Annotated in this window: 23 protein-coding genes and 1 pseudogene; 14 read left to right on the top strand and 10 right to left on the bottom strand. The window is 61.0% G+C overall.

The genetic code is table 11. The annotated features are described in order from the left end of the window. The first annotated feature begins 15 nt into the window (after window positions 1–15). The 3 genes from BT199_RS09790 to BT199_RS09800 are packed head-to-tail and all read left to right on the top strand — an operon-like array spanning window position 16 to window position 1,903. Window positions 16–543, top strand: a complete 528-nt coding sequence (locus BT199_RS09790) for an MFS transporter (protein WP_072434370.1) — start codon at window positions 16–18, stop codon at window positions 541–543. Between the two features lie 30 nt (window positions 544–573). Beyond that, window positions 574–1,350 carry a class II glutamine amidotransferase gene (locus BT199_RS09795; protein ID WP_014717491.1) on the top strand — a complete coding sequence of 259 codons (777 nt, stop codon included), beginning with the start codon at window positions 574–576 and terminating at the stop codon, window positions 1,348–1,350. Between the two features lie 10 nt (window positions 1,351–1,360). Further along, complete coding sequence (locus tag BT199_RS09800; RefSeq protein WP_072434371.1) at window positions 1,361–1,903, top strand: DUF2937 family protein; 543 nt, start codon at window positions 1,361–1,363, stop codon at window positions 1,901–1,903. Between the two features lie 114 nt (window positions 1,904–2,017). Here the strand turns inward: BT199_RS09800 and BT199_RS09805 are convergent, their stop codons facing one another. Next, window positions 2,018–2,938, bottom strand: a complete 921-nt coding sequence (locus tag BT199_RS09805; RefSeq protein ID WP_003189619.1) for a LysR family transcriptional regulator — start codon at window positions 2,936–2,938, stop codon at window positions 2,018–2,020. A 175-nt stretch (window positions 2,939–3,113) separates the two neighbouring features. On the opposite strand from BT199_RS09805, the gene BT199_RS09810 reads away from it, so the two are divergent. The 4 genes from BT199_RS09810 (at window position 3,114) to BT199_RS09825 (ending at window position 6,111) form a co-directional block, all read left to right on the top strand. Continuing rightward, a complete protein-coding gene (locus BT199_RS09810; protein ID WP_014717493.1) occupies window positions 3,114–3,854 on the top strand; it encodes a 5-oxoprolinase subunit PxpA in 741 nt (246 codons plus the stop codon). Further along, a complete protein-coding gene (gene pxpB, locus BT199_RS09815) occupies window positions 3,851–4,555 on the top strand; it encodes a 5-oxoprolinase subunit PxpB (RefSeq protein ID WP_014717494.1) in 705 nt (234 codons plus the stop codon). Before BT199_RS09810 ends, pxpB begins: the two co-directional genes overlap by 4 nt. Further along, window positions 4,552–5,463: a 5-oxoprolinase subunit C family protein gene (locus tag BT199_RS09820; protein WP_072434372.1), complete on the top strand. Its 912-nt coding sequence runs from the start codon at window positions 4,552–4,554 to the stop codon at window positions 5,461–5,463. The genes pxpB and BT199_RS09820 overlap by 4 nt, the downstream gene beginning before the upstream one ends. 105 nt (window positions 5,464–5,568) lie before the next feature. Then, window positions 5,569–6,111 carry a hypothetical protein gene (locus BT199_RS09825; protein WP_072434373.1) on the top strand — a complete coding sequence of 181 codons (543 nt, stop codon included), beginning with the start codon at window positions 5,569–5,571 and terminating at the stop codon, window positions 6,109–6,111. Window positions 6,112–6,153: 42 nt separating this feature from the next. Here the strand turns inward: BT199_RS09825 and BT199_RS09830 are convergent, their stop codons facing one another. From BT199_RS09830 to BT199_RS09840, 3 genes are all read right to left on the bottom strand, one after another. Next, the gene (locus BT199_RS09830) at window positions 6,154–7,332 is read right to left on the bottom strand and encodes a vWA domain-containing protein (RefSeq protein ID WP_003189625.1); all 1,179 of its coding nucleotides are present in this window, start codon (window positions 7,330–7,332) and stop codon (window positions 6,154–6,156) included. Then, the gene (locus tag BT199_RS09835; RefSeq protein WP_072434374.1) at window positions 7,332–8,177 is read right to left on the bottom strand and encodes an AAA family ATPase; all 846 of its coding nucleotides are present in this window, start codon (window positions 8,175–8,177) and stop codon (window positions 7,332–7,334) included. Before BT199_RS09835 ends, BT199_RS09830 begins: the two co-directional genes overlap by 1 nt. A gap of 192 nt (window positions 8,178–8,369) precedes the next feature. Then, entirely contained in the window at window positions 8,370–9,446 is a 1,077-nt protein-coding gene (locus BT199_RS09840) for a DUF748 domain-containing protein (protein ID WP_072434375.1), read from the bottom strand. Between the two features lie 125 nt (window positions 9,447–9,571). Between BT199_RS09840 and cysK the strand changes: the two genes are divergently transcribed. Beyond that, the gene (gene cysK, locus BT199_RS09845) at window positions 9,572–10,546 is read left to right on the top strand and encodes a cysteine synthase A (RefSeq protein WP_014717498.1); all 975 of its coding nucleotides are present in this window, start codon (window positions 9,572–9,574) and stop codon (window positions 10,544–10,546) included. On the opposite strand, the pseudogene BT199_RS27425 reads toward cysK, so the two are convergent. Beyond that, window positions 10,545–10,637: pseudogene (locus BT199_RS27425) on the bottom strand (outer membrane lipoprotein carrier protein LolA); the annotation flags it as partial. The gene cysK and the pseudogene BT199_RS27425 overlap by 2 nt on opposite strands. Before the next feature lie 148 nt (window positions 10,638–10,785). Here BT199_RS27425 and BT199_RS09850 point away from each other — a divergent pair. Next, complete coding sequence (locus tag BT199_RS09850) at window positions 10,786–11,724, top strand: aspartyl/asparaginyl beta-hydroxylase domain-containing protein (RefSeq protein WP_005786126.1); 939 nt, start codon at window positions 10,786–10,788, stop codon at window positions 11,722–11,724. A gap of 177 nt (window positions 11,725–11,901) precedes the next feature. On the opposite strand, the gene acnA is transcribed toward BT199_RS09850, so the two are convergent. After that, a complete protein-coding gene (gene acnA, locus BT199_RS09855) occupies window positions 11,902–14,643 on the bottom strand; it encodes an aconitate hydratase AcnA (RefSeq protein WP_032903155.1) in 2,742 nt (913 codons plus the stop codon). Between the two features lie 196 nt (window positions 14,644–14,839). Here acnA and rlmM point away from each other — a divergent pair, with 196 nt between their 5' ends. Further along, window positions 14,840–15,916: a 23S rRNA (cytidine(2498)-2'-O)-methyltransferase RlmM gene (gene rlmM, locus BT199_RS09860; RefSeq protein WP_014717500.1), complete on the top strand. Its 1,077-nt coding sequence runs from the start codon at window positions 14,840–14,842 to the stop codon at window positions 15,914–15,916. A gap of 129 nt (window positions 15,917–16,045) precedes the next feature. Further along, on the top strand, window positions 16,046–16,291 hold the full coding sequence (gene tusA / locus BT199_RS09865) for a sulfurtransferase TusA (RefSeq protein ID WP_020302891.1): 246 nt from the start codon (window positions 16,046–16,048) through the stop codon (window positions 16,289–16,291). Here the strand turns inward: tusA and BT199_RS09870 are convergent. After that, on the bottom strand, window positions 16,288–17,682 hold the full coding sequence (locus BT199_RS09870) for an MATE family efflux transporter (RefSeq protein ID WP_014717502.1): 1,395 nt from the start codon (window positions 17,680–17,682) through the stop codon (window positions 16,288–16,290). The genes tusA and BT199_RS09870 overlap by 4 nt on opposite strands. Before the next feature lie 251 nt (window positions 17,683–17,933). Here BT199_RS09870 and pdxB point away from each other — a divergent pair, with 251 nt between their 5' ends. Continuing rightward, on the top strand, window positions 17,934–19,076 hold the full coding sequence (pdxB, locus tag BT199_RS09875; protein ID WP_072434376.1) for a 4-phosphoerythronate dehydrogenase PdxB: 1,143 nt from the start codon (window positions 17,934–17,936) through the stop codon (window positions 19,074–19,076). A 154-nt stretch (window positions 19,077–19,230) separates the two neighbouring features. On the opposite strand, the gene BT199_RS27235 is transcribed toward pdxB, so the two are convergent. Beyond that, on the bottom strand, window positions 19,231–19,404 hold the full coding sequence (locus BT199_RS27235; RefSeq protein ID WP_014717504.1) for a PA1571 family protein: 174 nt from the start codon (window positions 19,402–19,404) through the stop codon (window positions 19,231–19,233). Between the two features lie 237 nt (window positions 19,405–19,641). Between BT199_RS27235 and BT199_RS09880 the strand changes: the two genes are divergently transcribed. Beyond that, a complete protein-coding gene (locus BT199_RS09880; protein ID WP_175556205.1) occupies window positions 19,642–21,447 on the top strand; it encodes an ABC transporter ATP-binding protein/permease in 1,806 nt (601 codons plus the stop codon). 65 nt (window positions 21,448–21,512) lie between these two features. Here BT199_RS09880 and BT199_RS09885 read toward each other — a convergent pair whose 3' ends face one another. Continuing rightward, the gene (locus BT199_RS09885; protein ID WP_014717506.1) at window positions 21,513–23,441 is read right to left on the bottom strand and encodes a transglycosylase SLT domain-containing protein; all 1,929 of its coding nucleotides are present in this window, start codon (window positions 23,439–23,441) and stop codon (window positions 21,513–21,515) included. A 213-nt stretch (window positions 23,442–23,654) separates the two neighbouring features. On the opposite strand from BT199_RS09885, the gene BT199_RS09890 reads away from it, so the two are divergent. Continuing rightward, window positions 23,655–25,577 carry an ATP-binding cassette domain-containing protein gene (locus BT199_RS09890; protein WP_072434378.1) on the top strand — a complete coding sequence of 641 codons (1,923 nt, stop codon included), beginning with the start codon at window positions 23,655–23,657 and terminating at the stop codon, window positions 25,575–25,577. A gap of 182 nt (window positions 25,578–25,759) precedes the next feature. On the opposite strand, the gene BT199_RS09895 is transcribed toward BT199_RS09890, so the two are convergent. Next, window positions 25,760–26,200, bottom strand: coding sequence for a universal stress protein (locus BT199_RS09895; protein WP_014717508.1), 441 nt, complete (start codon window positions 26,198–26,200; stop codon window positions 25,760–25,762). Between the last annotated feature and the right edge of the window lie 2 nt (window positions 26,201–26,202).

The raw sequence follows: 26,202 nt of genomic DNA on the forward strand, positions 1-26,202 counted from the left end.
CCTATCTGGCAGACGGTGGCAGGCATTGCAGCCGCGACACGCAAAAGCCGTTATCATAGCCGCCTGTTTGCCAACCTTGCCATGGACACCATGACCGAGAACGACTATCTGACCGCTTGGGGCCTTTACGCCTTCGCCGCTTTGGGCTGCCTGTTGGTGTGGTGGCGCATGACCCGCTGGCTCTGGCGCTGGCTGCGCGAGCCCCTGCAATTGCTGATGGCGGTGTTGCTGCTCAGCCCGACCATTGTCGACCCGGTCAAGACCCAGTTTGCGCCGGCCGTGGCCATTACTGCCCTGGACCTGGTGCTCAAGGTCGGCAACAACGCCTGGCGCGCCATTTCCGACCTGTTCATGTACACGATGATCGTGTTTGCCCTGTACATCGTGTTTGTGCTGATCCGCTGGCCCATCGAACGCGCCGCCAACGCTCGCCGTGAGCGCAAGGCGGCTGCGGATGCCGCCTTGGCCGCCGAACCGGAAGACGACGAACCGTTCCGTCGCCCGGCGCCTGCCGGTGGTATGCGGGTCGAACCGCGCCTTTAACGTTGTTTGCCCTGCAGCGAGAGCCCTGGCATGTGTGAATTATTGGGCATGAGTGCCAACGTCCCCACCGATATCGTGTTCAGCTTTACCGGGCTGATGCAGCGCGGTGGGCGCACTGGCCCGCATCGCGACGGTTGGGGCATTGCTTTCTATGAAGGCCGCGGCCTGCGCCTGTTCCAGGACCCGGCTGCCAGTAGCGAGTCGGAAGTCGCGTTGCTGGTGCAGCGTTACCCCATCAAGAGCGAAGTGGTGATCGGCCATATTCGCCAAGCGAATGTGGGCAAGGTCAGCCTGGCCAATACCCATCCGTTCGTGCGCGAGCTGTGGGGGCGTAACTGGTGTTTTGCCCACAACGGCCAACTGGCAGACTTCGATCCCCGCGCCACCTTCTACCGCCCGGTGGGCGATACCGACAGCGAAGCGGCGTTCTGCGACTTGCTCAACCGTGTGCGCGAAGCCTTCCCTGAGCCGGTGGACATCGAACAGGTGCTGCCCGACCTGATCGCCGCCTGCGCCGAATACCGCAGCAAGGGCGTGTTCAACTGCCTGCTCAGCGACGGCGACTGGCTGTTCTGCTATTGCTCGACCAAGCTGGCACAGATCACCCGGCGGGCGCCTTTTGGCCCGGCGCGCTTGAAAGATGTCGACGTGATCGTCGATTTTCAGGCCGAAACCACCCCCAATGACGTGGTAACGGTGATCGCCACCGAGCCGTTGACCGACAACGAAAACTGGACCCGCTACGAACCGGGCCAATGGAGCCTGTGGCGACGCGGTGAATGTGTCAGCCAGGGCGTTACCAAGTAAGGAATCGAGCATGTTGCTTAGCTATCTGCGGTTGGTGCTGTTTGCCGTTGGCTTGTTGGTCGGCGTGCAGGTGCCGGGGTTTATCAATGACTACGCCAAGCGCGTCGAAGCCCACTTGATCGAGGCCCAGACCGGCTTGCGCGGTTTCGAGTCCACGGCGCAGCAGTTCTTCAACGGTGATATGCAAGCCTTGGTGGCGCATTACCGCGCCAGCGATGACCCGGTGTTCCAGAGCGACGCCAGCAGCCTGGGCGCCATGCTCGACCGCCAGCTCGAGCTGGACAAGCAATTCCAGGCCATGCAGGGTCCGTGGTACATCCGCGCCCTGCAAGTGGCGGTGGCTGCCGACTCGGATATCCGTTCGGAGACCTGGAATGGCTACAGCTACCAGATCTTGCTGACGCCCGAAGCCATGGGCTGGGGCCTGGGCGGGGCGATGCTGTTGTCGTTCGGCATCGAGTGCCTGTACCGCTTGATCGACTGGGTGGTGCTGGGTGGCCGGCGCCTGCGCCAGAGCCGGCCCATCGAAGAACGGGACCTCAAGGGCCTCTAACGACCCACTGATCGTTCCCACGCTCCGCGTGGGAATGCTTTTTCTGACGCTCCGCGTCGCGCGTGAGGGCGCAGAGCGCCCTGTGCTGCATTCCCACGCAGAGCGTGGGAACGATCAGTCGGGCTTATTCAGTTGCATGCGTTCTGCACCGACTTGCTCGGCATAGCGGGCAACGACTTTCTGGCACAACCCCACAATCTCCTCCACCAACTCCACCCCCACACGCCACGACACCACCACCTGCAAGTTCGGCAGACGCTGGGCCATGGGCAGCATCACCAATTCCCCTCGCTCCAGCTCTTCGCTCACCAGCACCGGCGGCAGCGCGCCAATGCCGAAGCCATCGCGCAGCAACCGGGTGATCGCCGACACCGAGTTCACGCAGTTCATGCGCGGTGCGGCCACGCCATTGGCCTGCATCAAACTCAATACGTCCTGATGCGGGTGGGAGTTTTTCGAGTAAGTGATGATGCGCTCCTGGGCCAGCTCGGCGAGGGAGGCGTAGTCACGGTTGTAAATCGACTGGCTGGCCACGATCCAGGCCATGGGGTGGCTGGCCAGCTCCAGGCTGCGCACGGTTTCCAGGCGCAGCAGGTCGGTTTGCAGGATCAGGTCGAGGAAACCTTTTTGCAGTTGATCGCTGAGGTTCAGCGCAGTGTCGGCGACCAGCTCGATTTCCACCAGTGGGTACAGCTTCATCAGCTCAGCAACCAGCGGGCTTAGCCAGGTGTGGATCACCGTGTCCATTGCGCCGATCCGAATGCGCCCAACCTTGCTGCTGGTGGTCTCCAGGGACTGCTTCAAGCCCTGCATGGTCACCATCATCTGCTCGGCATAGTCGAGCACTTTCAAACCTTCCGGGGTCAGGCTCACGCCACGCGAATCACGCAGGAAAAGTTTCACCCCCAGCTCGCTTTCCAGCACCGCGATGCGGCTGGAGATCGAGGCTTGGGTGGTGAACAGCTTCTCGGCCGTCAGCCGGAAGCTCTTGAGCTTGGCCACCCAGACGAAGGTTTCGAGGAACTTCAAATTCATGGGATCAACTTTTTCTTATGCATGGATCGGTTTTTATTAGTTGGACGTCGCACCGGGTAAGCGCCAAAAATCGAGCTATTCCACGATAAGCGTCGTTGGGGTGTCAGGACAAGTTGCGAGTTCTGCGTAAAAAATCCCACACTACAAGAAAACAAAGCCTACAGGAGCGACCCCCGTGAGCCGCCTGCTACTGAACTGCGACATCGGCGAAAGCTTTGGCAACTGGACCATGGGTCTGGACGCCGAAGTCATGCCGTTCATTGATTGCGCCAACGTGGCTTGCGGTTTCCATGCCGGCGACCCGAGCATCATGCGCAAGACCGTCAGCCTGGCGTTCAAGCACGGCGTGCAAGTGGGCGCTCATCCGGCCTACCAGGACCTGCAAGGCTTCGGCCGGCGCTCCATGAACTACACGCCGCAGGAAATCCAGGACCTGTTGCACTACCAGATCGGTGCGCTGGACGGCATCTGCCGCGCCCAGGGCGGGCGCGTCAGCTATGTGAAACCCCACGGCGCGATGTACAACGACATGATGGCCAACCCCGCGCAGTTGCGTGCGGTGATCCAGGCCGTGGCCGCTTACGGCGACCTGCCGCTGATGCTGCTGGCCACCCGCGACAACCGCGCGGCCCAAGCCTTGGGCGACGAATACGGGGTGACCCTGTGGTTCGAAGCCTTCGCTGACCGTGCCTATGACAGTAACGGCCATCTGGTGTCTCGCCAACTGCCCGGCGCGGTGCATCACGACGCCGACACCATCGTGCAGCAGGCCCTGACCCTTTTCCGTGGCGAATCGCTGATTGCCAGCGACGGCAGCCCATTGGTGCTACAAGCCAATACCCTGTGTGTGCATGGCGACAACGCCAGTTCGGTCGCTGCCGTGCAGCGTATCCGCGAAGCGTTGAAAACAGCATGAACCCACGCATCGAAGTGGTGGCGATCGACTGCCTGATGGTGCGTCTGTTTGACGTGATCGCCGAAGCCAACATGCCGTGGATGCTCGCGGCTACCGAGCGCCTGCGCCACGGTTTTGGCCCGGCCTTGGTGGACCTGGTGCCGTCCTACACCACCTTGATGGTGCATTACGATCTCACGGCGCTGACCCCGGCCCAGGCCCGGGCGCTGATCGACCAGGCCCTCACCGATCTGCAACCCCAGGCGCAGGGCAGTGGCCAGTGCCATGTGCTGCCCGTGTGGTACGACCTGAGTGTCGGCCCGGAACTGAACTTGCTGTCCCAGCGCAGCGGGCTGGCCGTGGAGGAGGTGATCCGCCGCCACAGCGCCCACGAGTACCAAGTGTTCGCCCTCGGTTTTGCCCCAGGGTTTGCCTTTATGGGGCTGGTGGACGAGCTACTTGCCACGCCGCGCCTGAACACGCCGCGCAAACGCGTGGCTGCCGGCAGCGTCGGCATCGCCGAACGGCAAACCGCCGCGTACCCGGTGGTGTCCCCGGGCGGCTGGAACCTGATCGGCCGCACCCCGGCCAAACTGTTCGACCGGGAGCGCGACGGCTACAGCCTGATGCAACCCGGCGACACGGTGCGCTTCGCCTCGGTCAGCCACGCCGAATTCATCCACTTGGGTGGCGACGACACGCCGCTGGAGGCGCAGGCATGAGCCGCTTGATCATCGAGGCCAGCACGCCGCTGTGCCTGTTGCAGGACGCCGGTCGTTTTGGCGTACGCCACCTGGGCGTGACCCAGGGCGGCGCGCTGGATTGGGTGTCGATGTCCTGGGCCAACTGGCTGTTGGACAATGCCCTGGATGCGCCGGTGGTGGAGATCACCCTTGGGGGCTTTACCGTGCAGGCCGAGGATTATTGCCTGCTGGCCTTGGCCGGTGCGGACCTGGGCGCCTATGTCGATGAGCGAGCGATAAGCCCCGGTCGCAGTTTTATCCTGCAAAAGGGCCAGCGACTGCGCTTCACCCAGCCGTTCAATGGGGCACGCGCTTATCTGGCCGCGCCCGGTGGCTTTGATGCGCAGGCTGTACTGGGCAGTTGTGCCACGGTCGTGCGCGAAGCGTTGGGCGGGGTGGACGGTTGCGGCAAGGCACTGGCCGAAGGCGGGCGGTTGGCCTATTCCGGTACGGGCGGTGCAATGAAGGTGCTGGCCAACCCGGATTTGCAATCCGCTGCATCACTGGACGTGATCATCGGCGCGCAGATAGGCCAGTTCAGCGGGCAGAGTCTGTTTGATGCCTTCAACGCCGAATGGTCTCTGGACAGCCGTGCCGACCGTATGGGCGTGCGTTTGCTCGGCACGCCGTTGCAGTATCAGGGGCCGTCGTTGATTTCCGAAGGGATACCGTTGGGCGCGATCCAGGTGCCCCCGGATGGGCAGCCGATTGTGTTGCTCAATGACCGGCAGACGATCGGTGGTTATCCGCGGTTGGGCGCGTTGACGCCTTTATCCTTGGCGCGGCTGGCGCAGTGTTTGCCGGGGGAGAAAGTCCGATTGGCCCCAGTAGTGCAGGAAACAGCGCATCGGCAGCACATAGAGTATTTACGCAGGTTTTCAGCGTAAGTGGGTTTTAAAGATGAGTCCTACGACATTGCAGAATTTTGTCGTCTTTGCCCCAGCGCACAGCCATGCAAGCCTTGATTGGCTTATTCACTATCAGGCTTTGCTATGCGCTATTTGAAGATATATGCCCAGGATGTACTCGATAACGATATTCCGGATGTGGTCTATCTGGAGTTTTATGACACCGCCCAAACCCCCGCGCTTGTGCATCGGGCAACGGCATTTGATATTACTGACGATGGCCAGTTTGACTGGATTATTGCGGATGATCTCAATCAAGACGGCATTGTCGACAAGGTTGACCAGGAGATGGCACTGGAGTTTTCCCAGCTGTTTCTGGCTTTCCAGTGGTTCAGTCTCGATGAGCCCTTTGACAAATACCTGAAGGTGTTTGCCGGAGACTTCGATGACAACGGGATTCCTGATACGGTGCGGCTGCACTTCCATCAAGGCGAGGGAGACCCTCGAGATGAAACCATCGTCTATTCGGCGGCGGTATACAGCGACGGGAATGGTCAAGGGGCCAGTGTTTCGATCAATCAGGATGTGAACAACGACGGGAAAGTAGACCGCCAGGATTCTGAACTGATCAAACAGTTCGCTGCGCTCTTTCTCAGGTTTTCCTGGATCGACAACGAGCATTGCTGAGTGCCGTGCCTGTAGCCGATAGCATCGGCTACAGGCCAGGGTTCACTTGGATAGAAAACGCATGCCCTCTTCAAGCCCGCGCAGCGTCAGCGGATACATTTGATCCTCCACCAACTCCCGCACAATCCCCGTCGACGCCGTATAGCCCCAGGTATCTTTCGGGTAGGGGTTAATCCAGATCAGCTTCTTGTACTTGGCCATGAAACGCTGCATCCACACATACCCGGGCTCCTCGTTCCAATGCTCCACGCTGCCACCGGCCTGGGTGATTTCATAGGGCGCCATGGCCGCATCGCCGATAAAAATCACTTTGTAGTCGGCGCCGTATTTGTGCAGCAGGTCCTGGGTGGAGGTGCGTTCGGAAGTACGGCGCTGGTTGTTCTTCCACACCGATTCGTACACGAAGTTGTGGAAGTAAAAATACTCCAGGTGTTTGAACTCGGTCTTGCACGCGGAGAACAGCTCCTCGCAGATCTTCACGTGGGCATCCATCGAGCCGCCGATGTCGAACAGCAGCAACAGCTTGATGGTGTTACGCCGTTCGGGGCGCATCTGAATATTCAGCAAGCCGGCATCGCGAGCGGTGTGGTCGATGGTGCCATCGATATCCAGCTCTTCGGCCGCACCCTGGCGCGCAAACTTGCGCAGGCGGCGCAGGGCGATCTTGATGTTGCGCGTGCCCAGTTCCACCTGGTCGTCGAGGTTCTTGTACTCGCGCTGGTCCCAGACTTTCACCGCCTTGCCCTGGCGCTTGCCCGCGTCACCGACGCGAATGCCTTCTGGGTTGTAGCCGCCAGAACCAAAGGGGCTGGTGCCGCCGGTGCCGATCCATTTGTTGCCGCCGGCATGGCGTTCTTTCTGTTCTTCCAGGCGCTTCTTGAACTCTTCGATCAGTTTGTCCAGGCCACCGAGGGACTGGATCTGCGCACGTTCCTCATCGCTCAAGGAACGTTCGAATTCCTTGCGTAGCCATTCTTCGGGGATCAGCGCCTGCAGGTGGTCGTCGAGCTTTTCCAGGCCGTTGAAATAGGCGCCGAAGGCCCGGTCGAACTTGTCGAAATGCCGCTCGTCCTTGACCAGGATCGCCCGGGCCAAATAATAAAACTCGTCCATGTCGGCGAAGGTCACGCGCTGTTTGAGCGCGTTGATCAGGTCGAGCAGCTCGCGCACCGACACCGGCACCTTGGCGGCACGCATCTCATTGAACAGGTTGAGCAGCATCAGCGATTACCGCGACGGCTCATGAACGCCAGACGCTCCAGCAACTGCACGTCTTGCTCGTTCTTCACCAGGGCGCCAGCCAGGGGAGGGATGGCCTTGGTCGGGTCGCGCTCGCGTAGCACTGCTTCGCCAATATTGTCAGCCATCAGCAGCTTGAGCCAGTCGACCAGCTCGGAGGTGGAAGGTTTTTTCTTCAGGCCCGGCACCTTGCGCACATCGAAGAACACGTCCAGCGCTTCGCTGACCAGGTCTTTCTTGATGTCGGGGTAGTGCACATCCACGATTTTTTGCAGGGTGGTGCGGTCGGGGAAGGCGATGTAGTGGAAGAAGCAGCGGCGCAGGAACGCGTCCGGCAGCTCTTTTTCGTTGTTGGAGGTAATGATGATGATCGGGCGCTTCTTGGCTTTGATGGTCTCGTCGATTTCGTAGACGTAGAACTCCATCTTGTCGAGTTCTTGCAGCAGGTCGTTGGGGAACTCGATGTCGGCCTTGTCGATTTCATCGATCAACAGGATCACCCGCTCATCGGACTCGAAGGCTTCCCACAGCTTGCCCTTCTTCAGGTAGTTGCGCACGTCGTGCACCTTGTCCACGCCCAGTTGCGAGTCGCGCAGGCGGCTGACCGCGTCGTACTCGTACAGGCCCTGGTGCGCCTTGGTGGTGGACTTGATGTGCCAGGTGATCAATCTGGCACCGAAGGATTCGGCCAGTTGCTCGGCAAGCATGGTCTTGCCGGTGCCCGGTTCGCCCTTGACCAGCAGCGGCCGCTCCAGGGTGATGGCGGCGTTGACGGCCAGTTTCAGGTCATCGGTAGCCACATAGGCCTGGGTGCCTTCGAACTTCATCGGTCATTCCTCGGATTCATCAATGGCCCGACTATACCCCTCAGCCCCGGCGACTGTGAACGCAGACGGGGCATTCAGTCTCTGAATGGCGGGTCACATCAGCCCTGGCCCATGCAGGAAGTGGGGGAGCTGGCTTGCCTGCGATGACGGTGTATCAGTGACAGATGAGTTGGCTGACCAGCTCCCACAGGGTTAATCAGCGCTGGGCTTGGGCTGTTCGTAACGAGCATTGAAGGCCTGGATGAACCCATTGCGCAGAATCGCGATCACCGCAGAAAACGCACTGATATTTTGCTGATGCACGCTACCGCTCAGCTCCACACGGGTGGCGAACTGGTTTTTACGCTGGTTTTTCAGCACGGTTTCGCTGGCGCCCACCACGGCTTCCCAGATCGAACGGAAGATATTCTTGTCCTGGTTTTCAACGTCTTGTTGCCAGTCGAACACCTCCACATCACGCAGCAGTGGCTTGATGTAGCCGGTGAGCCGGCCATTTTCAGCCTGGGCTTCGATCACCACATCACCCGTGCCTGCCTTGAAGTCGAACTTGCCGTAGGCAGAGGCGAAGTCGTTCATGCGTTTGAGTTGCAGGTCGCGGGCGCGGAAGCGGAACTCGAACTCTTCGAAATCGCTCAGCGGGTCAAAGGTGGCGTTGGCTTCCAGGGGCGCCTGGCCTTGCAGCAGTGCCTTGCCTTCAAAGCGTGCATCACGCTTGCCTTTGACATCCACCACATTGGTCAGGTTATAGAAGCTGGCGTTGACCCCGGTGGCGTTGATATTCACCTGAGGCTTGGAGCTGAAGTTATGGAAGGCGATCTCGCCGTCTTCGATGCGTACTTCATTGAGGGTAATCGGCAGCAGCTTGCGCAGTTGTTCCTGCCAGTCGGTGCCTTTACCGGTCTGGGACGCCTGCTTGTTGGCACCGCCATCGACGAAGTTGATCTGGGGGCGTACAAAATGCCCCTCGGCCACGACGGCATGGTCGTACCACAGCGAATGCCAGCTCACGGCGAACTCGATCAGCGGCGCCTTGACGAATGGTACCGGGACCTTGCCGTCCACCTTGACGATTTGCAGGCCGTTGATCCGATAGGCGCCGCGCCATAGCGCCAGGTCCACATCGGCAATCTCGCCACGGTAGTCGCCCATGTTGGCGAGTTTGTCGTTCAGGTAGTTGCGCACCACGTAGGGCAGCGCGATGTGCACGGCAATCAGGACCAGCACCAGAGCGGCGATTGTCCCTAACGGCCAACTGTAGCGACGTTTCATTGGGCAGTTCTCCTAGCTTGTAGGAGATTGACTGTTCTGATCGTCGCAACGTTCCTCCTTCTGGACGCTTGGGAGCACGAGGCATACCCTTGGGGCCTTCCAAAGTCTCGACAACAGGAATCGCCATGAGCCGCATCTTCGCAGACAACGCGCACTCCATCGGCAACACGCCTCTGGTTCAGATCAACCGCATCGCACCGCGGGGCGTGACGATCCTGGCCAAGATCGAAGGGCGTAACCCCGGCTATTCGGTGAAGTGCCGCATTGGCGCCAGCATGGTCTGGGATGCGGAAAGCAGCGGCAAACTCAAGCCGGGCATGACCATAGTCGAGCCGACTTCGGGCAACACCGGTATCGGCCTGGCATTTGTCGCCGCTGCCCGTGGCTACAAGTTGCTGCTGACCATGCCGTCGTCCATGAGCCTTGAACGCCGTAAAGTGCTCAAGGCTCTGGGCGCCGAACTGGTGCTGACCGAGCCGGCCAAGGGCATGAAGGGCGCCATCGATAAGGCCGCCGAGATCGTCGCCAGCGACCCGGCCACCTACTTTATGCCGGCCCAGTTCGATAACCCGGCAAACCCTGCGATCCACGAGAAAACCACCGGCCCGGAAATCTGGAACGACACCGATGGCGCCGTGGACGTGCTGGTGGCGGGCGTGGGAACCGGCGGCACCATCACCGGGGTATCGCGCTATATCAAGAACACGGCGGGCAAGCCGATCCTGTCGGTGGCTGTGGAACCCATGGTTTCGCCGGTGATCACCCAGGCTTTGGCGGGTGAAGAGATCAAGCCCAGCCCGCACAAGATCCAGGGGATCGGCGCCGGTTTTGTGCCGAAAAACCTCGACCTGTCGATGGTCGACCGCGTGGAGCTGGCGACCGACGAGGAGTCCAAGGCCATGGCCCGGCGCTTGATGCTGGAAGAGGGCATTCTGTGCGGGATCTCCTGTGGCGCCGCCATGGCGGTGGCCGTGCGCCTGGCCGAGAAGCCGGAAATGCAGGGCAAGACTATCGTGGTGATCTTGCCGGACTCCGGTGAGCGCTACCTGTCGAGCATGTTGTTCAGCGATTTGTTTACCGAGCAGGAAAACCAGGCCTGAATATTGTAGGAGCGAGCTTGCTCGCGAAAAACCTGAGAGCGCCACGTTGTGTCAGTAAGCCCTCGTTATCGTTGACGTTCTTCGCGAGCAAGCTCGCTCCTACAAGTGTTGATACAGGTCAGTCTGGTTTCCTGGGCCTTCTGCATAATGGCTCAAGTGTTTATCATGGCCGGCTGTTACGTCTGGTTTCCCATTGACGGAAATTTGCTGGCCAGGCGCTTATTTCCAGGAGTTGCTGCATGACCTTTTCTTTGGCCGCCAAACTGTCGGTGTTGCTGCTGTTCATCGGCAGCACGCTGTATGTGCACCTGCGTGGCAAGGCCCGTTTGCCGATGTTGCGTCAGTTCGTCAACCATTCGGCGCTGTTCGCCCCGTATAACGCCCTGATGTACCTGTTTTCCGCGGTGCCGTCCAAGCCCTACCTGGACCGCAGCAAGTTCCCGGAACTGGATGTGCTCAAGGACAACTGGGAAGTGATCCGCGAAGAGGCCATGCACCTGTTCGACGAGGGCTACATCCGCGCCGCCGAAAAGAACAACGACGCCGGCTTCGGTTCGTTCTTCAAGAAGGGCTGGAAGCGTTTCTACCTCAAGTGGTACGACAAACCGCTGCCTTCGGCCGAGGCGCTGTGCCCCAAGACCGTGGCGTTGGTGAGCAGCATCCCTAACGTCAAGGGCGCGATGTTTGCGCTGTTGCCGGGCGGCAGTCACCTCAACCCGCACCGCGACCCGTTTGCCGGTTCCCTGCGTTATCACCTGGGGCTGTCCACGCCGAACTCCGACGACTGCCGTATCTTCGTCGACGGCCAGGTCTACGCCTGGCGCGACGGTGAAGACGTGATGTTCGATGAAACCTACGTGCACTGGGTGAAAAACGAAACCGAACAGACCCGTGTGATCCTGTTCTGCGACATTGAGCGGCCATTGAGCAACCGCGTGATGACCCGCATCAACCGCTGGGTCAGCAAGCAACTGGGCCGCGCAACCGCGCCGCAGAACCTCGATGACGAGCGCGTGGGCGGCATCAACCAGGCGTACGCCTGGAGCAAGACCTTCAGCGACAAGTTCAGTGGCCAGGTCAAACAGTGGAAGCGCAAGCATCCCAAGGCCTACCGCATTGCGCGGCCGGTGCTGGCGGTGGTGGTGCTGGTACTGCTCTGGAAGTGGCTGTTCGGCTAAACCGCACACCATAAAAAGGCGCTGTATCGAAAGATACAGCGCCTTTTTCATGCCTGGAATGTGATCAAAACTGTGGGAGCTGGCTTGCCTGCGATGGCGGAGTATCAGCTATAAAAAGGTTGGCTGACCCACCGCTTTCGCAGGCAAGCCAGCTCCCACCTTTGATCTGCGTTGCTCTTAAGAGGCGATCAACTGGCGCAGCACGTAGTGCAGAATCCCGCCCGCCTTGAAATACTCCACTTCATTCAAGGTATCAATCCGGCACAGCACCTCAACCTTCTCGCTGCTGCCATCCTCCCGCGTGATCACCAACGTCAGGTTCATCCGCGGCTCGATCTCGGCGTCGGTCAGTCCGAGGATATCGATCTTCTCCTTGCCGGTGAGCTTGAGTGTCTTGCGGTTCTGATCCAGCTTGAACTGCAACGGCAACACGCCCATGCCTACCAGGTTGGAGCGGTGGATACGCTCGAAACTCTCGGCGATCACCGCCTTGACCCCTAGCAGGTTAGTGCCCTTGGCCGCCCAATCGCGGCTGGAGCCGGTACCGTATTCCTGGCCGGCGATCACCACCAGCGGTGTGCCCGAGGCCTGGTACTTCATGGCGGCATCGTAGATCGCCATTTTCTCGCCCGTGGGGATATACAGCGTGTTACCGCCTTCTTCGCCGCCGAGCATTTCATTGCGGATACGGATATTGGCGAAGGTGCCGCGCATCATCACTTCATGGTTGCCCCGGCGTGAGCCGTAGGAGTTGAAGTCACGCGGCTCCACGCCCTGTTCGCGCAGGTAGCGCCCGGCCGGGCTGTCGGCCTTGATATTGCCGGCTGGGGAGATGTGATCGGTGGTTACCGAATCGCCCAGCAGGGCCAGCACGTTGGCGCCCTTGACGTCCTCGATCACCGGCAGCGGGCCGGCTATGTCGTCGAAGAACGGCGGGTGCTGGATGTAGGTGGAATCCTGCTGCCACACGTAGGTGGCTGCCTGCGGCACTTCAATGGCTTGCCACTGTTCGTCGCCGGCAAACACTTCGGCATATTCCTTGTGGAACATGCTGGTGCTGACTTGGGCCACCGCTTCGGCGATTTCCTGGCTGCTGGGCCAGATGTCCTTGAGGTACACCGGATTACCCTGCTGGTCATTGCCCAGCGGTTCGCTGCTGATGTCGATGCGCACGGTGCCGGCCAACGCGTAGGCGACGACCAGGGGCGGCGAGGCCAGCCAATTGGTTTTCACCAGTGGGTGCACACGGCCTTCGAAGTTACGGTTGCCGGACAGCACCGAGGCCACGGTGAGGTCGGCCTTCTGAATGGCTTTTTCGATCGGCTCGGGCAGGGGCCCGGAGTTGCCGATACAGGTGGTGCAGCCGTAGCCCACCAGGTCGAAGCCAAGCTTGTCCAGGTACTGGGTGAGGCCCGCAGCCTTGTAGTAGTCGGTGACCACTTTGGAGCCTGGCGCCAGGGAGCTTTTCACCCAGGGCTTGCGGGTCAGGCCTTTTTCCACGGCTTTTTTCGCCACCAGCCCGGCCGCCATCATCACGCTGGGGTTGGAGGTGTTGGTGCAGGAGGTAATCGCGGCGATCACCACCGCGCCGTTTTTCAGGCGATAGGTGTTGCCTTCGTATTCATAATCCGCCTCGCCGACCAGATCGGCATTGCCCACGGCAACGCCGCCTCCGCCCTCGCTTTCGAGGCGGCCTTCTTCTTTGCTGGTGGGCTTAAATTGCAGGTCGAGAAAATCACTGAACGCTTGGCCTACATTCGGCAGGGCGACGCGGTCCTGGGGGCGTTTAGGCCCGGCGAGGCTGGCCTCGACAGTGCCCATGTCCAGGGCCAGGGTGTCGGTGAAGACCGGCTCCTGGCCTGCGTTGCGCCACAGGCCCTGGGCCTTGGTATAGGCTTCCACCAGCTTGACCGTCTCAGCCGGGCGGCCGGACAGGCGCAGGTAGTCCAGGGTCACCTCATCCACCGGGAAAAAGCCACAGGTCGCACCATATTCCGGTGCCATGTTGGCGATGGTCGCGCGGTCGGCCAGGGGCAAATCGGCCAGCCCGTCGCCGTAGAACTCGACGAACTTGCCCACCACGCCTTTCTTGCGCAGCATTTGTGTAACGGTGAGCACCAGGTCGGTGGCGGTGATGCCTTCCTTGAGCTTGCCGGTGAGCTTGAAGCCGATCACTTCCGGGATCAGCATCGACACCGGCTGGCCGAGCATCGCCGCCTCGGCTTCGATGCCGCCCACGCCCCAGCCGAGTACGCCGAGGCCGTTGATCATGGTGGTGTGGGAGTCGGTGCCTACCAGGGTGTCGGGGAAGGCGTAGGTGCGGCCGTCTTCTTCTTTGGTCCATACGGTGCGGCCCAGGTATTCGAGGTTGACCTGGTGGCAGATACCGGTGCCAGGTGGCACGACGCTGAAGTTGTCAAAGGCGCTCTGGCCCCAGCGCAGGAAGGCGTAGCGTTCGCCGTTGCGCTGCATTTCGATGTCAACGTTCTGCTCAAAGGCGCTGGTGCTGCCGAACTTGTCGACCATCACCGAGTGGTCAATCACCAGGTCCACCGGTGACAGCGGGTTGATGCGCTGCGGGTCGCCCCCGGCCTTGGCCACGGCGGCGCGCATGGCGGCCAGGTCGACCACCGCGGGTACCCCGGTAAAGTCCTGCATCAGCACGCGAGCGGGGCGGTACTGGATCTCGCGGTCAGACTGGCGCTCTTTGAGCCAGGCGGCGATGGCCTTGAGGTCGGTGCCGGTGACGGTCTTGGCGTCTTCCCAGCGCAGCAGGTTTTCCAGCAGCACCTTGAGGGACATCGGCAGCTTGTCCAGGTCACCCAGGCTCTTGGCGGCTTCGGGCAGGCTGAAGTAGTGGTAGGTTTTACTGTCTATTTGCAGTGTCTTAAGGGTTCTCAGGCTATCAAGGGATGACATTACATGACTCCTTATGGTCCGCACGGCTACGGACCTGACGGGACGAACAGAGCTATCACGTTAGCGCTGTTTTCATTAGCAGGCTAATAACTGGACTCTATCGCTGAGTCCAAGGTTCCGAACTCGGCTATCATGCGCGCGTTTTCATGACAGGTATTGCGATAGCGCAAGGCCAGTTGATTCACCAGGAGATTCAATGAACACCCTTTTTATGCACTGCCGCCCGGGTTTTGAAGGCGAAGTCTGTTCCGAGATCGCGGAGCACGCCGCGCGCCTGAACGTGTCCGGCTACGCCAAGGCCAAGACCGGCAGCGCCTGCGCCGAATTTGTCTGCACCGAAGAAGACGGCGCCCAGCGCCTGATGCACGGCCAACGCTTCGCCGAGCTGATCTTCCCCCGGCAGTGGGCGCGCGGGGTGTTTATCGACCTGCCGGAAACCGACCGTATCAGCGTGATCCTCGCCCACCTGCGCGAATTCCCCGTGTGCGGCAGCCTGTGGCTGGAGATGGTCGACACCAACGACGGCAAGGAACTCTCAAACTTCTGCAAGAAGTTCGAAGTGCACCTGCGCAAAGCTCTGCTTAACGCCGGCAAGCTGGTGGACGACCCGAGCAAGCCTCGCCTGCTGCTGACCTTCAAGAGTGGCCGTGAAGTGTTCATGGGCCTGGCCGAGTCGAATAACTCGGCGATGTGGCCCATGGGCATCCCGCGCCTCAAGTTCCCGCGTGACGCGCCCAGCCGTTCGACCCTGAAGCTGGAGGAAGCCTGGCACCACTTTATCCCCCGTGACCAGTGGGACGAGCGCCTGCACGGCGACATGACCGGCGTCGACCTCGGCGCCGCACCGGGCGGCTGGACCTGGCAACTGGTCAACCGTGGCATGCTGGTGACTGCCATCGACAACGGCCCCATGGCCGAAAGCCTGATGGACACCGGCCTGGTGCAGCATCTGATGGCCGACGGCTTCACCTTCGTGCCCAAGCAGCCGGTAGACTGGATGGTCTGCGACATCGTTGAGAAGCCCGCTCGCAACGCGGCACTCTTGGAAACGTGGATTGGCGAAGGGCATTGCCGCGAGGCGGTGGTGAACCTGAAGTTGCCGATGAAACAGCGTTACGCCGAAGTGAAGCGTTTGCTGGAGCGCATCGAAGAGGGCTTCAAGGCGCGTGGCATTCGTGTGGAGATCGGCTGCAAGCAGCTCTACCATGATCGCGAAGAAGTGACCTGTCACCTGCGCCGCCTGGTAGACGTAAAGAAATCCAAAGGCCGCTGATATTAAATGTGGGAACTGGCTTGCCTGCGAAAGCGGTATAACAGTCGAAATTTATGTTGAATGTGCCCCCGTCATCGCGGGCAAGCCCGCTCCCACATTGTTGAGCGGTGCCAGTTTTAGGAGTGAAGTATGAGTCTTGAACAGCCGGTTGATGGCACCCTCGACGCCACCGGCCTCAACTGCCCGGAACCCGTGATGATGCTGCACCAGCACATCCGCGACCTGCCGGCGGGCGGCCTGCTCAAGGTGATCGCGACCGACCCGTCGACCCGTCGCGATATCCCCAAGTTCTGCGTGTTTCTCGACCATGAACTGGTGGATCAGCAGGAAGATGCTGGCACCTACCTGTACTGGATCCGCAAGAAAGCCGATTAAGCCTGCGCCTTTTCGGCCCGAATGCGTCGGCGTGCACTGCGCGCCAGGCGCACCACCAACATCCCCGCCGCACAGCTCAAGCCCACGATCAGGCCTTGCCATAAACCGCTCGGGCCGCTGGGTTCGCCGAGCCAGTTGGTCAGGCCCAGGGCGTAACCCACCGGCAGGCCCACGCCCCAATAGGCGAACAAGGTCAGCACCATGGTCACCCGGGTGTCCTGGTAGCCGCGCAATGCGCCGGCGGCGGTGACCTGGATCGAGTCAGAGAACTGGAACAGCGCCGAGAACACGATCAGCATCGACGCCAGGTGGATCACCACCGGGTCGGGCGTATAGATCGCTGCAATCTGCTCGCGAAACAACAGCATCAAGCTGCAGGAAAAGCAGGCATACGCCAGTGCGGTGCCCATGCCGACGCCGGCGGCGAAGCGTGCTTCCCGAGGTTCGCCGCGCCCCAGCGCCTGGCCGACGCGCACGGTGACGGCCATGCTCAGGGAGTAAGGGATCATGAACACCAGGGAGCTGACGTTCAGCGCGATCTGGTGGCCGGAGACCACCGTGGCGCCCAGGCTGCCGATCAACAAGGCGATCACCGCAAAAATACTCGATTCGGCAAAGATCGCCACGCCTATCGGCAGGCCAATGCCCAACACGCGCTTGATCACCGCCCACTGCGGCCAGTCGAAGCGCTTGAACAATTCGCTGCTTTGATAGGCCGCGCCCCAGCGCGTCCAGATGGCCAGGCCGATCATCATCACCCACATTGCAATCGCGGTAGCCCAGCCACAACCCACGCCGCCCATGGCCGGTACGCCCAGGTGGCCGTAGATGAAGATGTAGTTCAGCGGAATATTCAGCGCCAACCCGCACAAGCCCATGACCATGCTCGGCCGTGTGCGGCCCAGGCCGTCACTGAAACAGCGAAACACGTAGTACAACGCCACCGCCGGCATACCGGCGGCGATGCCATGCAGGTAGCCCATGGACGGCTCGATCAAGTCGGGTTCGACCTTCATCGCATGCAGGATCGGCTCGGCGCATAGCAACAACAGCGCCCCTGCGATGCCAACCACGACGGCCAGCCACAATGACTGACGCACCAAGGGCCCGATCTCGCTGAACTGGCCCGCACCGTAGCGCTGGGCGACTTTCGGCGTGGTGGCCAGCAGAGTACCGGTCATCAACAGGTACACCGGGATCCAGATCGAATTACCCAGGCCCACCGCCGCCAGGTCCTGCGGGCTCACGCGCCCGGCCATAACCGCATCGACGAAGCTCATTGCGGTGGTTGCCAGTTGGCCAATCATGATCGGCAAGGCCAGCGTCAGCAGGCCGCGCACTTCCCGGCTGATGCGGGCGGGGCGGGAGAGGGTAGCGGTGGCAGTGTTCACGTACAGGTGTCCAATAAAAAAGGCAGTCGCAAGGACGGCGGATTCTACGCGTTGACGCAGCGGTCAGGAAAAAACCTGTGTTAGGGATTTGTAAGCAATGCGCCCCGGCCAGCGCTGAACCCTGTGGGAGCTGGCTTGCCTGCGATGCAGGCACCTCGGTACATCAGGCAAACCGGGTCGATGCAATCGCAGGCAAGCCAGCTCCTACACAGGATCTTCTGTACACTGCCAATCCGCCAAAGGAGCCTGCCATGCTGATTGTTGCCGACGAAAATATCCCGCTGCTCGATGCATTCTTCGAAGGGTTTGGCGAGATTCGCCGCGTGCCTGGCCGTTCCATCGACCGCGCTACGGTCGGGCAGGCCGACGTGCTACTGGTGCGCTCGGTGACCAACGTCAACCGTGCCCTGCTTGAGGGCAGTAACGTGCGCTTTGTTGGCACCTGCACCATCGGCACCGACCACCTGGACCTCGACTACTTCAAGCAAGCGGGTATCCAGTGGTCCAGCGCGCCCGGCTGCAATGCGCGTGGGGTGGTGGACTACGTGCTTGGCAGCTTGCAGACCCTGGCTGAAATCGAAGGCGCTGACCTCAAGCAGCGTACCTATGGCATCGTCGGTGCCGGCGAAGTCGGCGGGCGCTTGGTCAAGGTGCTCAAGGGCCTGGGCTGGAATGTGTTGGTGTGCGATCCGCCGCGCCAGATTACCGAAGACGGTGATTACGTCAGTCTGCAGCAGGTCATCGAGCAATGTGACGTGATCAGCTTGCATACGCCGCTGATCAAGTCCGGCAACGGTTCGACCTGGCACCTGTTTGATCGCCAGCGCCTGGCACAGCTCAAGCCGGGCACCTGGCTGATCAACGCCAGCCGGGGTGCGGTGGTGGATAACGCCGCGCTGCGCGAGGTGTTGCTGGCGCGCGAAGACCTGCAAGCGGTGCTGGACGTGTGGGAAGGCGAGCCCGAGGTGGATGTCGAGCTGGCAGACCTGTGCGTGCTGGCCACGCCCCATATCGCCGGCTACAGCCTCGATGGCAAACAGCGCGGCACCGCGCAGATTTACCAGGCGCTGTGTGCGCACCTGGGCCAGGAGCCGAGTATCCAGCTGAGTGATTTGCTGCCGGCCCCCTGGCTGGCCGAGATGCACCTTAACGCTACGACTGACCCGGCCTGGGCGCTGGCGACCTTGTGCCGCAGTGTGTACGACCCACGCCGTGACGATGCGGATTTCCGCCGCAGCCTGGTAGGTACCGTGCAGGAGCAGCGCCAGGCCTTTGACCTGCTGCGCAAGCATTACCCGGAACGTCGCGAGATCGATGGCTTGAAGGTGCGCATCATGGGGGAGTCGGCGGTGCTGTCGCAGATCGTGGCTGCTCTGGGCGCCGAACACCTATAACTGTAGGAGCGAGCTTGCTCGCGAAAAACGTCAACGATAACGCAGCGTTTCTGATTTAACGCGGCGCCCTCAGGTTTTTCGCGAGCAAGCTCGCTCCTACAGGGGGCATAAAAAACCCGGCCACCTGGGCCGGGTTTGAAAGAGCGTGGGCGCTTCAGCCTTGCTGGGCAGGCTTGACCAGTCGCTGTTCCAGCTCGCTGCAGGCTTGCTGGATCATTTCTTCGGTAATCTGCACTTCCCGGCCCTTGGCATCGATGTACGAGCAAGGCAGCTGCTGCGGCTGGCGGATCACTTCAATCTTGGCGTCGCTGCTATTTTGCAAGGTCATGGCCTGTCTCCTCATCAGGTTGTGTACCTACTTTAATTCCCCCGCATGAACGCGCTGTTACAACTCCTTACACGCTCATCGGTTTGAACACCCAGTCCACCAGAAACCGGTACATATTTCCAGATCAGGCTTAGACCGATAGCCTCTAGCGGCCTGCATCGGCGGGCATAATTAACCTGACTCATTGTTATTTGCGCAAGTTCCCCCAATGTTGAGGTACAGACTCCTCATTGGGTGATGCCTTCCATGTTCTCCATCCGTCAACGCCGTGCGATTCGCCTGGCCAGCCGCTTTATTGCGCCCTACCGTTGGCAGGCGCTTGGCGCACTGCTGGCGCTGATCGTCACCGCTGGCATCACCTTGTCCATGGGGCAGGGCATACGCCTGCTGGTGGACCAGGGCTTCATGACTCAGTCGCCGCACTTGCTCAACCAGTCCATCGGCCTGTTCATGCTGCTGGTGCTCGGCCTAGCCGTGGGCACCTTCACGCGGTTTTACCTGGTGTCGTGGATTGGCGAGCGGGTGGTGGCCGATATTCGCCGGCAAGTGTTCAACCACCTGATCTACCTGCACCCAGGCTTCTACGAGAACAACCGCAGCTCCGAAATCCAGTCGCGGCTGACCACCGACACCACCTTGCTGCAATCGGTGATCGGCTCATCGCTGTCGCTGTTTCTGCGCAACGCCCTGATGGTGATCGGCGGCATCGTATTGCTGTTTATCACTAACCCCAAGCTCACCAGCATCGTAGTGGTGGCGTTGCCGCTGGTGCTAGCGCCGATTCTGATCTTCGGGCGCAGGGTGCGCAGCCTGTCGCGTTTGAGCCAGGACCGTATCGCGGACGTTGGCAGCTATGTCGCCGAGACCTTGGGCCAGATTAAGACCGTGCAGGCCTATAACCATCAGGTTCAGGACGAACAACGCTTTGCCGTCACCGTCGAGGACGCCTTTGTCACGGCACGTAAACGCATCTTGCAGCGCTCCTGGCTGATCACCCTGGTGATCATGCTGGTGCTCGGTGCGGTAGGCGTGATGCTTTGGGTGGGCGGCATGGACGTGATCAGCGGGCGCATTTCCGGCGGTGAGCTGGCGGCGTTCGTGTTCTACAGCCTGATTGTCGGCAGCGCCGTCGGCACCCTGAGCGAAGTGCTTGGCGAGTTGCAGCGTGCCTTTGGTGCAGCCGAGCGTATCGGTGAGCTGTTGCAGTCAGGCAACGAGATCCAGGCGCCGGCCACTGGCGGCGTACGTTTGCCGGATCGGGTCAGTGGCCGCATGGAACTGCAGGACCTACGCTTTTCCTATCCTTCGCGACCGGACAGCTATGCCATCGACGGCTTGAACCTGACCATCAACCCGGGCGAAACCCTGGCCTTGGTAGGGCCGTCCGGTGCGGGCAAGTCGACGATTTTCGATCTGCTGCTGCGCTTCTACGACCCCCAGCAAGGCCGAATCCTGCTCGAAGGCCAGCCGCTGACCGAGCTAGACCCCCTGGACCTGCGGCGCCATTTCGCCCTGGTGTCCCAGAGCCCGGCGTTGTTCTTCGGCAGCGTCGAGGACAACATCCGCTACGGCAACCCGTCCGCCACCACCGCCCAGGTGGAAGCCGCCGCGCGTATTGCCCACGCCCACGACTTCATCCTGCAAATGCCCGACGGCTACCAAACCCACCTCGGCGAAAGTGGCCAGGGCCTCTCCGGCGGCCAGCGCCAACGCCTGGCCATCGCTCGCGCCTTGCTGGTCGACGCGCCGATCCTGCTGCTGGACGAAGCCACCAGCGCCCTCGACGCCCAGAGTGAACACCTTATCCAGCAAGCGCTGCCGCAGCTGATGCAGGGGCGCACCACGCTGGTGATCGCCCACCGTTTGGCCACGGTGAAGAATGCCGACCGCATTGCGGTGATGGACCAGGGCAAGCTGGTGGCGGTGGGCACGCATCAGCAGTTGATTGCGAGCAATCCGCTGTATGCGCGGTTGGCGGCGTTGCAGTTCAGTGCGGAACCTGTGGGAGGGGGCTTGCCCCCGATAGCGGCGGATCAGCAATAGACGTGTGACTGACAGCCTGCAATCGGGGGCAAGCCCCCTCCCACATTAGAAGCAGGTTCAGAGCCTTATTGGTCGTCGAAGTACCGCTCATGCCAATCCACCAACGGCTGCGGTGAGTTGAGCTTCTGCCCGTAGATCACCGAATAAGACAGCACGTTCTGCACATACTGGCGGGTTTCGTCGAAGGGGATGCTTTCCACCCACACGTCGAAACTCAGGTGGTCTGCGCCGCGCAGCCATTGGCGCACGCGGCCGGGGCCGGCGTTGTAGGCAGCGGAGGCGAGCACGCGGTTGCCGTTGAACTGGCTGTGAACCTGGCTCAGGTAAGCAGCGCCGAGCTGGATGTTTTTATCCGGGTCCAGCACCTGGGCCGGGGAGGCCAGGGGGATGCTGAACTTGCGTGCAGTTTCCTTGGCGGTGCCGGGCATCAGTTGCATCAGGCCGCTGGCGCCGACGCCGGAGCGGGCATCGTCCATGAACGCGCTTTCCTGACGGGTGATGGCAAAGATCCAGCTGGAGTGCAGGCCACGTACCTTGGCTTCGCGCACCAGGGTGTCGCGGTGGGCCATCGGGAAGCGGATGTCCAGGTCGTCCCAGTACTGCGCCTGGCTGATGGTGCGGATGGCCGGAAAGTACCACTTCATGTCGTAGGCCAGTTTGGCCTGGGCGACCATCTCGTCACGGTTGAAATGACGGCTGACGTGGTACCACTCGCGGCGACCGTCGACGATCTGGCCACGGGCGTAGAATTCCAGGGCACGCCGCACCCCAGGGGTATTGCGCACCTTGTTGACCAGCGCCTGGCTCATCACCAGCGGCTTGTTGTTCAACTGGTAAGGGGCTTTGGAGCGGTCAGCAGCGAGGAAACCGTAGAAGTCCCGCTCCTTGGCCACGTTTTTGTATAGCACCAAAGCCTGCGGGTTTTTCGGCTCGGCCAGCTCCAGGCTGCGTGCCTGCCAGTAGCGCCAACGGTTGGTGGTGGCCAGGTCTTGTGGGAGTTTGCGGGTCAACTGGTAGGCGTCTTCCCAGCGCGCTAGGCGCAACAGCAGGCGCAGACGCCACTCGGAAACCGTATTGTCGCGTAACTCGGGGTCGTACTTGGTCATGACCTCCAGTGCGCGCGGGTCGAAGCGCTTGGCCAGGGTCAAGCCGATCTCGCGGGCAATCGAGACTTTTTCGTCACGGGAGAAGTGCATGCTGCTGGCGTAACCGTCGAGCAGCGACATGGCTTTGTCCGGATCCTGCCGCGCCAGGCGACGCAGGCCCAGGCCCACGGCGTCAGACATGGCCTCGGTGGCCGGCTGGAAGCGTGACGGGTCGCTGAGCATGTCGGGCTTTTGCGCCACATCCACCATCAAGCGGCCTTGGGCGCCGAGGGTGGGTAGGGTTTTCACCAGGCTATTGGCCAGCGCGTAGTTACGCGCTTCGGCGGCGAGCTTGGTGCGCTCCCAGATCTTCTGCTCGGTGAGCTGGCCGGCAGCGGCCCACTGGCCAAACGTGGCGTCACACGCGGCGGGCTGGGATTTGCCGGTCATCCACAATTTTTCGGCGGTCTTGTAGCCTTCAGCCTTGAGATTGTGGCTGAGCTGGTACTGGCCATGCAGGCAATCCAGCTCGACGAAATTGAGCTTGGTGTCGTAGTACTTTTCAAAAGTTTGCCAATCGCCGCGTTCGGCCAGCCAGCGCAGCCAACGCAGTTTCATCCAGTTGGCCTGGGGCAAGTCGCCGTGTTTGGCGAGGAATTGTTCGATTTCCTCGTTACTTGCGGTTTTCAGGCGCGCGGTCAGTTCGTCGTAGGCCAGGTAGGGCGTGAGCGGGTAATCGGCCAGGGCCTGGCTGTATTGCATATAGGGGCCGCTGTCGCCCTTGGCCAAGGCACGTTTGGCTTGATCGTAATACTGGCGTTGAGTGGTGAGGTCCACCGCCTGGGCGGATTGAACGGCAGTGGCGGAAAGAAGCAGACAAGATAAAAAGTTGAAAAGGCGACTGCGCATGAGACGTCCGTGCAGAGAAATCACGACTAGCACCGGCACTGCCGACACTGATTGCCCCTAGCTTAGCCTTTTGCCAGCGGCCCGCGAAAGCTTTGCCGGCTGGTTCGTTCAAGTTCGCCGGAAATGTCCTACAGAACGTGTCAATAGAGAAAATGCCGACCGCATCCCACCCTCACATCAGGTAGAATGCGCGCCCAGTTTTTGGAGAAGCGTATGACCCTGCTCAAATTCAGCGATGTGTCCCTTGCTTTCGGCGCCATGCCGTTGTTGGACAAGGTGTCCTGGCAGATCGCCCGTGGTGAGCGGGTGTGCATCATCGGCCGCAACGGCACCGGCAAGTCCAGCATGATGAAGCTGGTAAAAGGCGACCAGAAGCCCGATGACGGCTCTGTCTGGCGTGCCCCGGGCCTCAAGATCGGCGAATTGCCGCAAGAATTGCCGGTGGCCGACGGACGGACAGTGTTCGACGTGGTAGCCGAAGGCCTGGACGGTGTTGGCGAGTTGCTCGCGCAATACCATCACCTGGCACAGAACTGCGTCACCGAAGAAGACCTGGACAAACTGATGCACGTCCAGCAAGACCTCGAAGCCCGTGACGGCTGGCGCTTGCAGCAACTGGTGGACAGCACCCTGAGCCGCCTGCAACTGCCGGCAGACAAGACCCTCGCCGAATTGTCCGGCGGCTGGCGTCGCCGTGTGCTGCTGGCCCAGGCCCTGGTGTCCGAGCCGGACCTGCTGCTGCTCGACGAACCGACCAACCACCTGGACATCGGCGCCATCGCCTGGCTTGAAGAAGCCATCAAGGACTTCCAGGGCGCCGTGCTGTTTATCACGCACGACCGTGCTTTCCTGCAGAGCCTGGCTACGCGCATCCTCGAGCTGGACCGTGGCGGCCTGATCGACTGGAACGGCGACTACGCCAGCTTCCTGGTGCATAAGGAAGCCGCCCTGGCGGCCGAAGAAACCGCCAACGCGCTGTTCGACAAGAAGCTGGCCCAGGAAGAAGTCTGGATCCGCCAGGGCATCAAGGCCCGTCGCACCCGTAACGAAGGCCGCGTGCGTGCCTTGAAAGCCTTGCGCGTGGAGCGCAGTGAGCGCCGCGAGCGTACCGGCAAGGCCAATATCCAGCTCGATACTGCCGACAAGTCGGGCAAGCAAGTGATGGTGCTGGAGAACGTCAGCTTCCATCACCCGGACGGCCCGTTCCTGATCAAGGACTTCTCCATGGTCCTGCAGCGCGGCGACCGTATTGGCCTGTTGGGCGCCAACGGTACCGGCAAGACCACCTTGCTCAAGCTGATGCTCAGCGGTCTGCAACCGACCAGCGGCAAGGTGGAAGAGGGCACTCGCATCGACGTGGCCTACTTTGACCAGTTGCGCCACCAGTTGGACCTGGAAAAGACCGTGATCGACAACGTCGCCGAAGGTCGCGACTTTATCGACATCGACGGCCAGAGCCGCCACGTACTCAGCTACCTGGGCGACTTCCTGTTCAGCCCGCAACGTGCGCGCACGCCGGTCAAGGCGCTGTCGGGGGGTGAGCGTGCGCGCCTGCTGCTGGCCAAGCTGTTCAGCAAGCCGGCCAACCTGCTGGTGCTCGACGAACCGACCAACGACCTCGACGTGGAAACCCTGGAACTGCTGGAAGAGGTCTTGCTGACCTTCAACGGCACCGTGCTGATGGTCAGCCACGACCGGGAATTCCTCGACAACGTGGTCACCAGCACCCTGGTTTTCGAAGGCGAAGGCAAGGTGCGCGAATACGTGGGCGGTTATCAGGACTGGCTGCGTCAGGGCGGCTCGCCGCGCTTGCTGGGCGTGACCGAGAGCAAGTCGGGCAAGGCCGACCTGAACACGGCGGTGGTGGCTCCGGTCGCTGCGCAGGCGCCTGCAGCGGCTGCTGAAGCTGCGCCTGCCAAGAAGAAGCTCAGCTACAAGTTGCAGCGCGAGCTGGAAGCTTTGCCAGGTGATATCGACGCCAAGGAACAGCAGATTGCTGCGGTGGAAGCGGAAATGGCTGATGCCGGCTTCTACCTGCGTCCTGCGGCAGAAACCGCCAAGGTCATCGCCTCTCTGGAGACGCTGAACCAGGAGCTGGAAGCCTTGGTTGAGCGTTGGGCCGAGTTGGATGCCTGACTGATCGACCCGCAATAAAAAAGCCCGGCACTCTTCTATGAGCGCCGGGCTTTTTAATATGGAATGCGATTCAACTGTGGGAGCTGGCTTACCTGCGATAGCAGTCTGTCAGTTGATGCATCGGGTGGCTGATACACCGCTATCGCAGGCAAGCCAGCTCCCACATTAGACCTTTATCGGTCTTACGGACTCTTTATCAGTTTGACGGCCAATACATCGCACGGCGCGCCGTGCAATACATCATTGGCGGTCGAGCCCAGCAACAACGCCAAACCGTGACGACCATGGCTACCCACCACGATCAAGTCGCAAGCCTTTTCCTTGGCCAGGTGGTGAATTTCCTGGCGCGGTTGGCCGTATGTCAGGTGGCAGTCTTCCTTTTTCAGGTGCGGGTATTTGAGAATCAAACGGTCAAGGCGCTCCTTGGCCTGGTCAAATTGTTGTTGCTGCAGCTGGGAAAGGTCCATCGGCACGTCACCACCAAAGGCCATGGCCATGGGCTCGACGATGTGTACCAACGACAGTTTGGCGCCATTGGCAATCGCGGATTCCTGTGCGCGCTTGATCACTGGATCGCACTCTTCGGTCAGGTCGACAGCGACCAGAATATGTTCGTAGGGCATGA

It is taken from the genome of Pseudomonas sp. NFR02, assembly GCF_900119375.1.
Lineage (GTDB): Bacteria > Pseudomonadota > Gammaproteobacteria > Pseudomonadales > Pseudomonadaceae > Aquipseudomonas > Aquipseudomonas paracarnis.

Coding starts and splice junctions, on each gene's coding strand:
- BT199_RS09880 (WP_175556205.1), top strand. CDS start 19,642: ATGCCTTCCATGTTCTCCATCCGTCAACGCCGTGCGATTCGCCTGGCC.
- tusA (WP_020302891.1), top strand. CDS start 16,046: ATGAGTCTTGAACAGCCGGTTGATGGCACCCTCGACGCCACCGGCCTC.
- BT199_RS09820 (WP_072434372.1), top strand. CDS start 4,552: ATGAGCCGCTTGATCATCGAGGCCAGCACGCCGCTGTGCCTGTTGCAG.
- BT199_RS09895 (WP_014717508.1), bottom strand. CDS start 26,200: ATGCCCTACGAACATATTCTGGTCGCTGTCGACCTGACCGAAGAGTGC.
- acnA (WP_032903155.1), bottom strand. CDS start 14,643: ATGTCATCCCTTGATAGCCTGAGAACCCTTAAGACACTGCAAATAGAC.
- BT199_RS09835 (WP_072434374.1), bottom strand. CDS start 8,177: ATGAAGTTCGAAGGCACCCAGGCCTATGTGGCTACCGATGACCTGAAA.
- rlmM (WP_014717500.1), top strand. CDS start 14,840: ATGAACACCCTTTTTATGCACTGCCGCCCGGGTTTTGAAGGCGAAGTC.
- pxpB (WP_014717494.1), top strand. CDS start 3,851: ATGAACCCACGCATCGAAGTGGTGGCGATCGACTGCCTGATGGTGCGT.
- BT199_RS09795 (WP_014717491.1), top strand. CDS start 574: ATGTGTGAATTATTGGGCATGAGTGCCAACGTCCCCACCGATATCGTG.
- BT199_RS09885 (WP_014717506.1), bottom strand. CDS start 23,441: ATGCGCAGTCGCCTTTTCAACTTTTTATCTTGTCTGCTTCTTTCCGCC.
- BT199_RS09840 (WP_072434375.1), bottom strand. CDS start 9,446: ATGAAACGTCGCTACAGTTGGCCGTTAGGGACAATCGCCGCTCTGGTG.
- BT199_RS09850 (WP_005786126.1), top strand. CDS start 10,786: ATGACCTTTTCTTTGGCCGCCAAACTGTCGGTGTTGCTGCTGTTCATC.
- BT199_RS27235 (WP_014717504.1), bottom strand. CDS start 19,404: ATGACCTTGCAAAATAGCAGCGACGCCAAGATTGAAGTGATCCGCCAG.
- pdxB (WP_072434376.1), top strand. CDS start 17,934: ATGCTGATTGTTGCCGACGAAAATATCCCGCTGCTCGATGCATTCTTC.
- BT199_RS09825 (WP_072434373.1), top strand. CDS start 5,569: ATGCGCTATTTGAAGATATATGCCCAGGATGTACTCGATAACGATATT.
- cysK (WP_014717498.1), top strand. CDS start 9,572: ATGAGCCGCATCTTCGCAGACAACGCGCACTCCATCGGCAACACGCCT.
- BT199_RS09800 (WP_072434371.1), top strand. CDS start 1,361: ATGTTGCTTAGCTATCTGCGGTTGGTGCTGTTTGCCGTTGGCTTGTTG.
- BT199_RS09890 (WP_072434378.1), top strand. CDS start 23,655: ATGACCCTGCTCAAATTCAGCGATGTGTCCCTTGCTTTCGGCGCCATG.
- BT199_RS09805 (WP_003189619.1), bottom strand. CDS start 2,938: ATGAATTTGAAGTTCCTCGAAACCTTCGTCTGGGTGGCCAAGCTCAAG.
- BT199_RS09830 (WP_003189625.1), bottom strand. CDS start 7,332: ATGCTGCTCAACCTGTTCAATGAGATGCGTGCCGCCAAGGTGCCGGTG.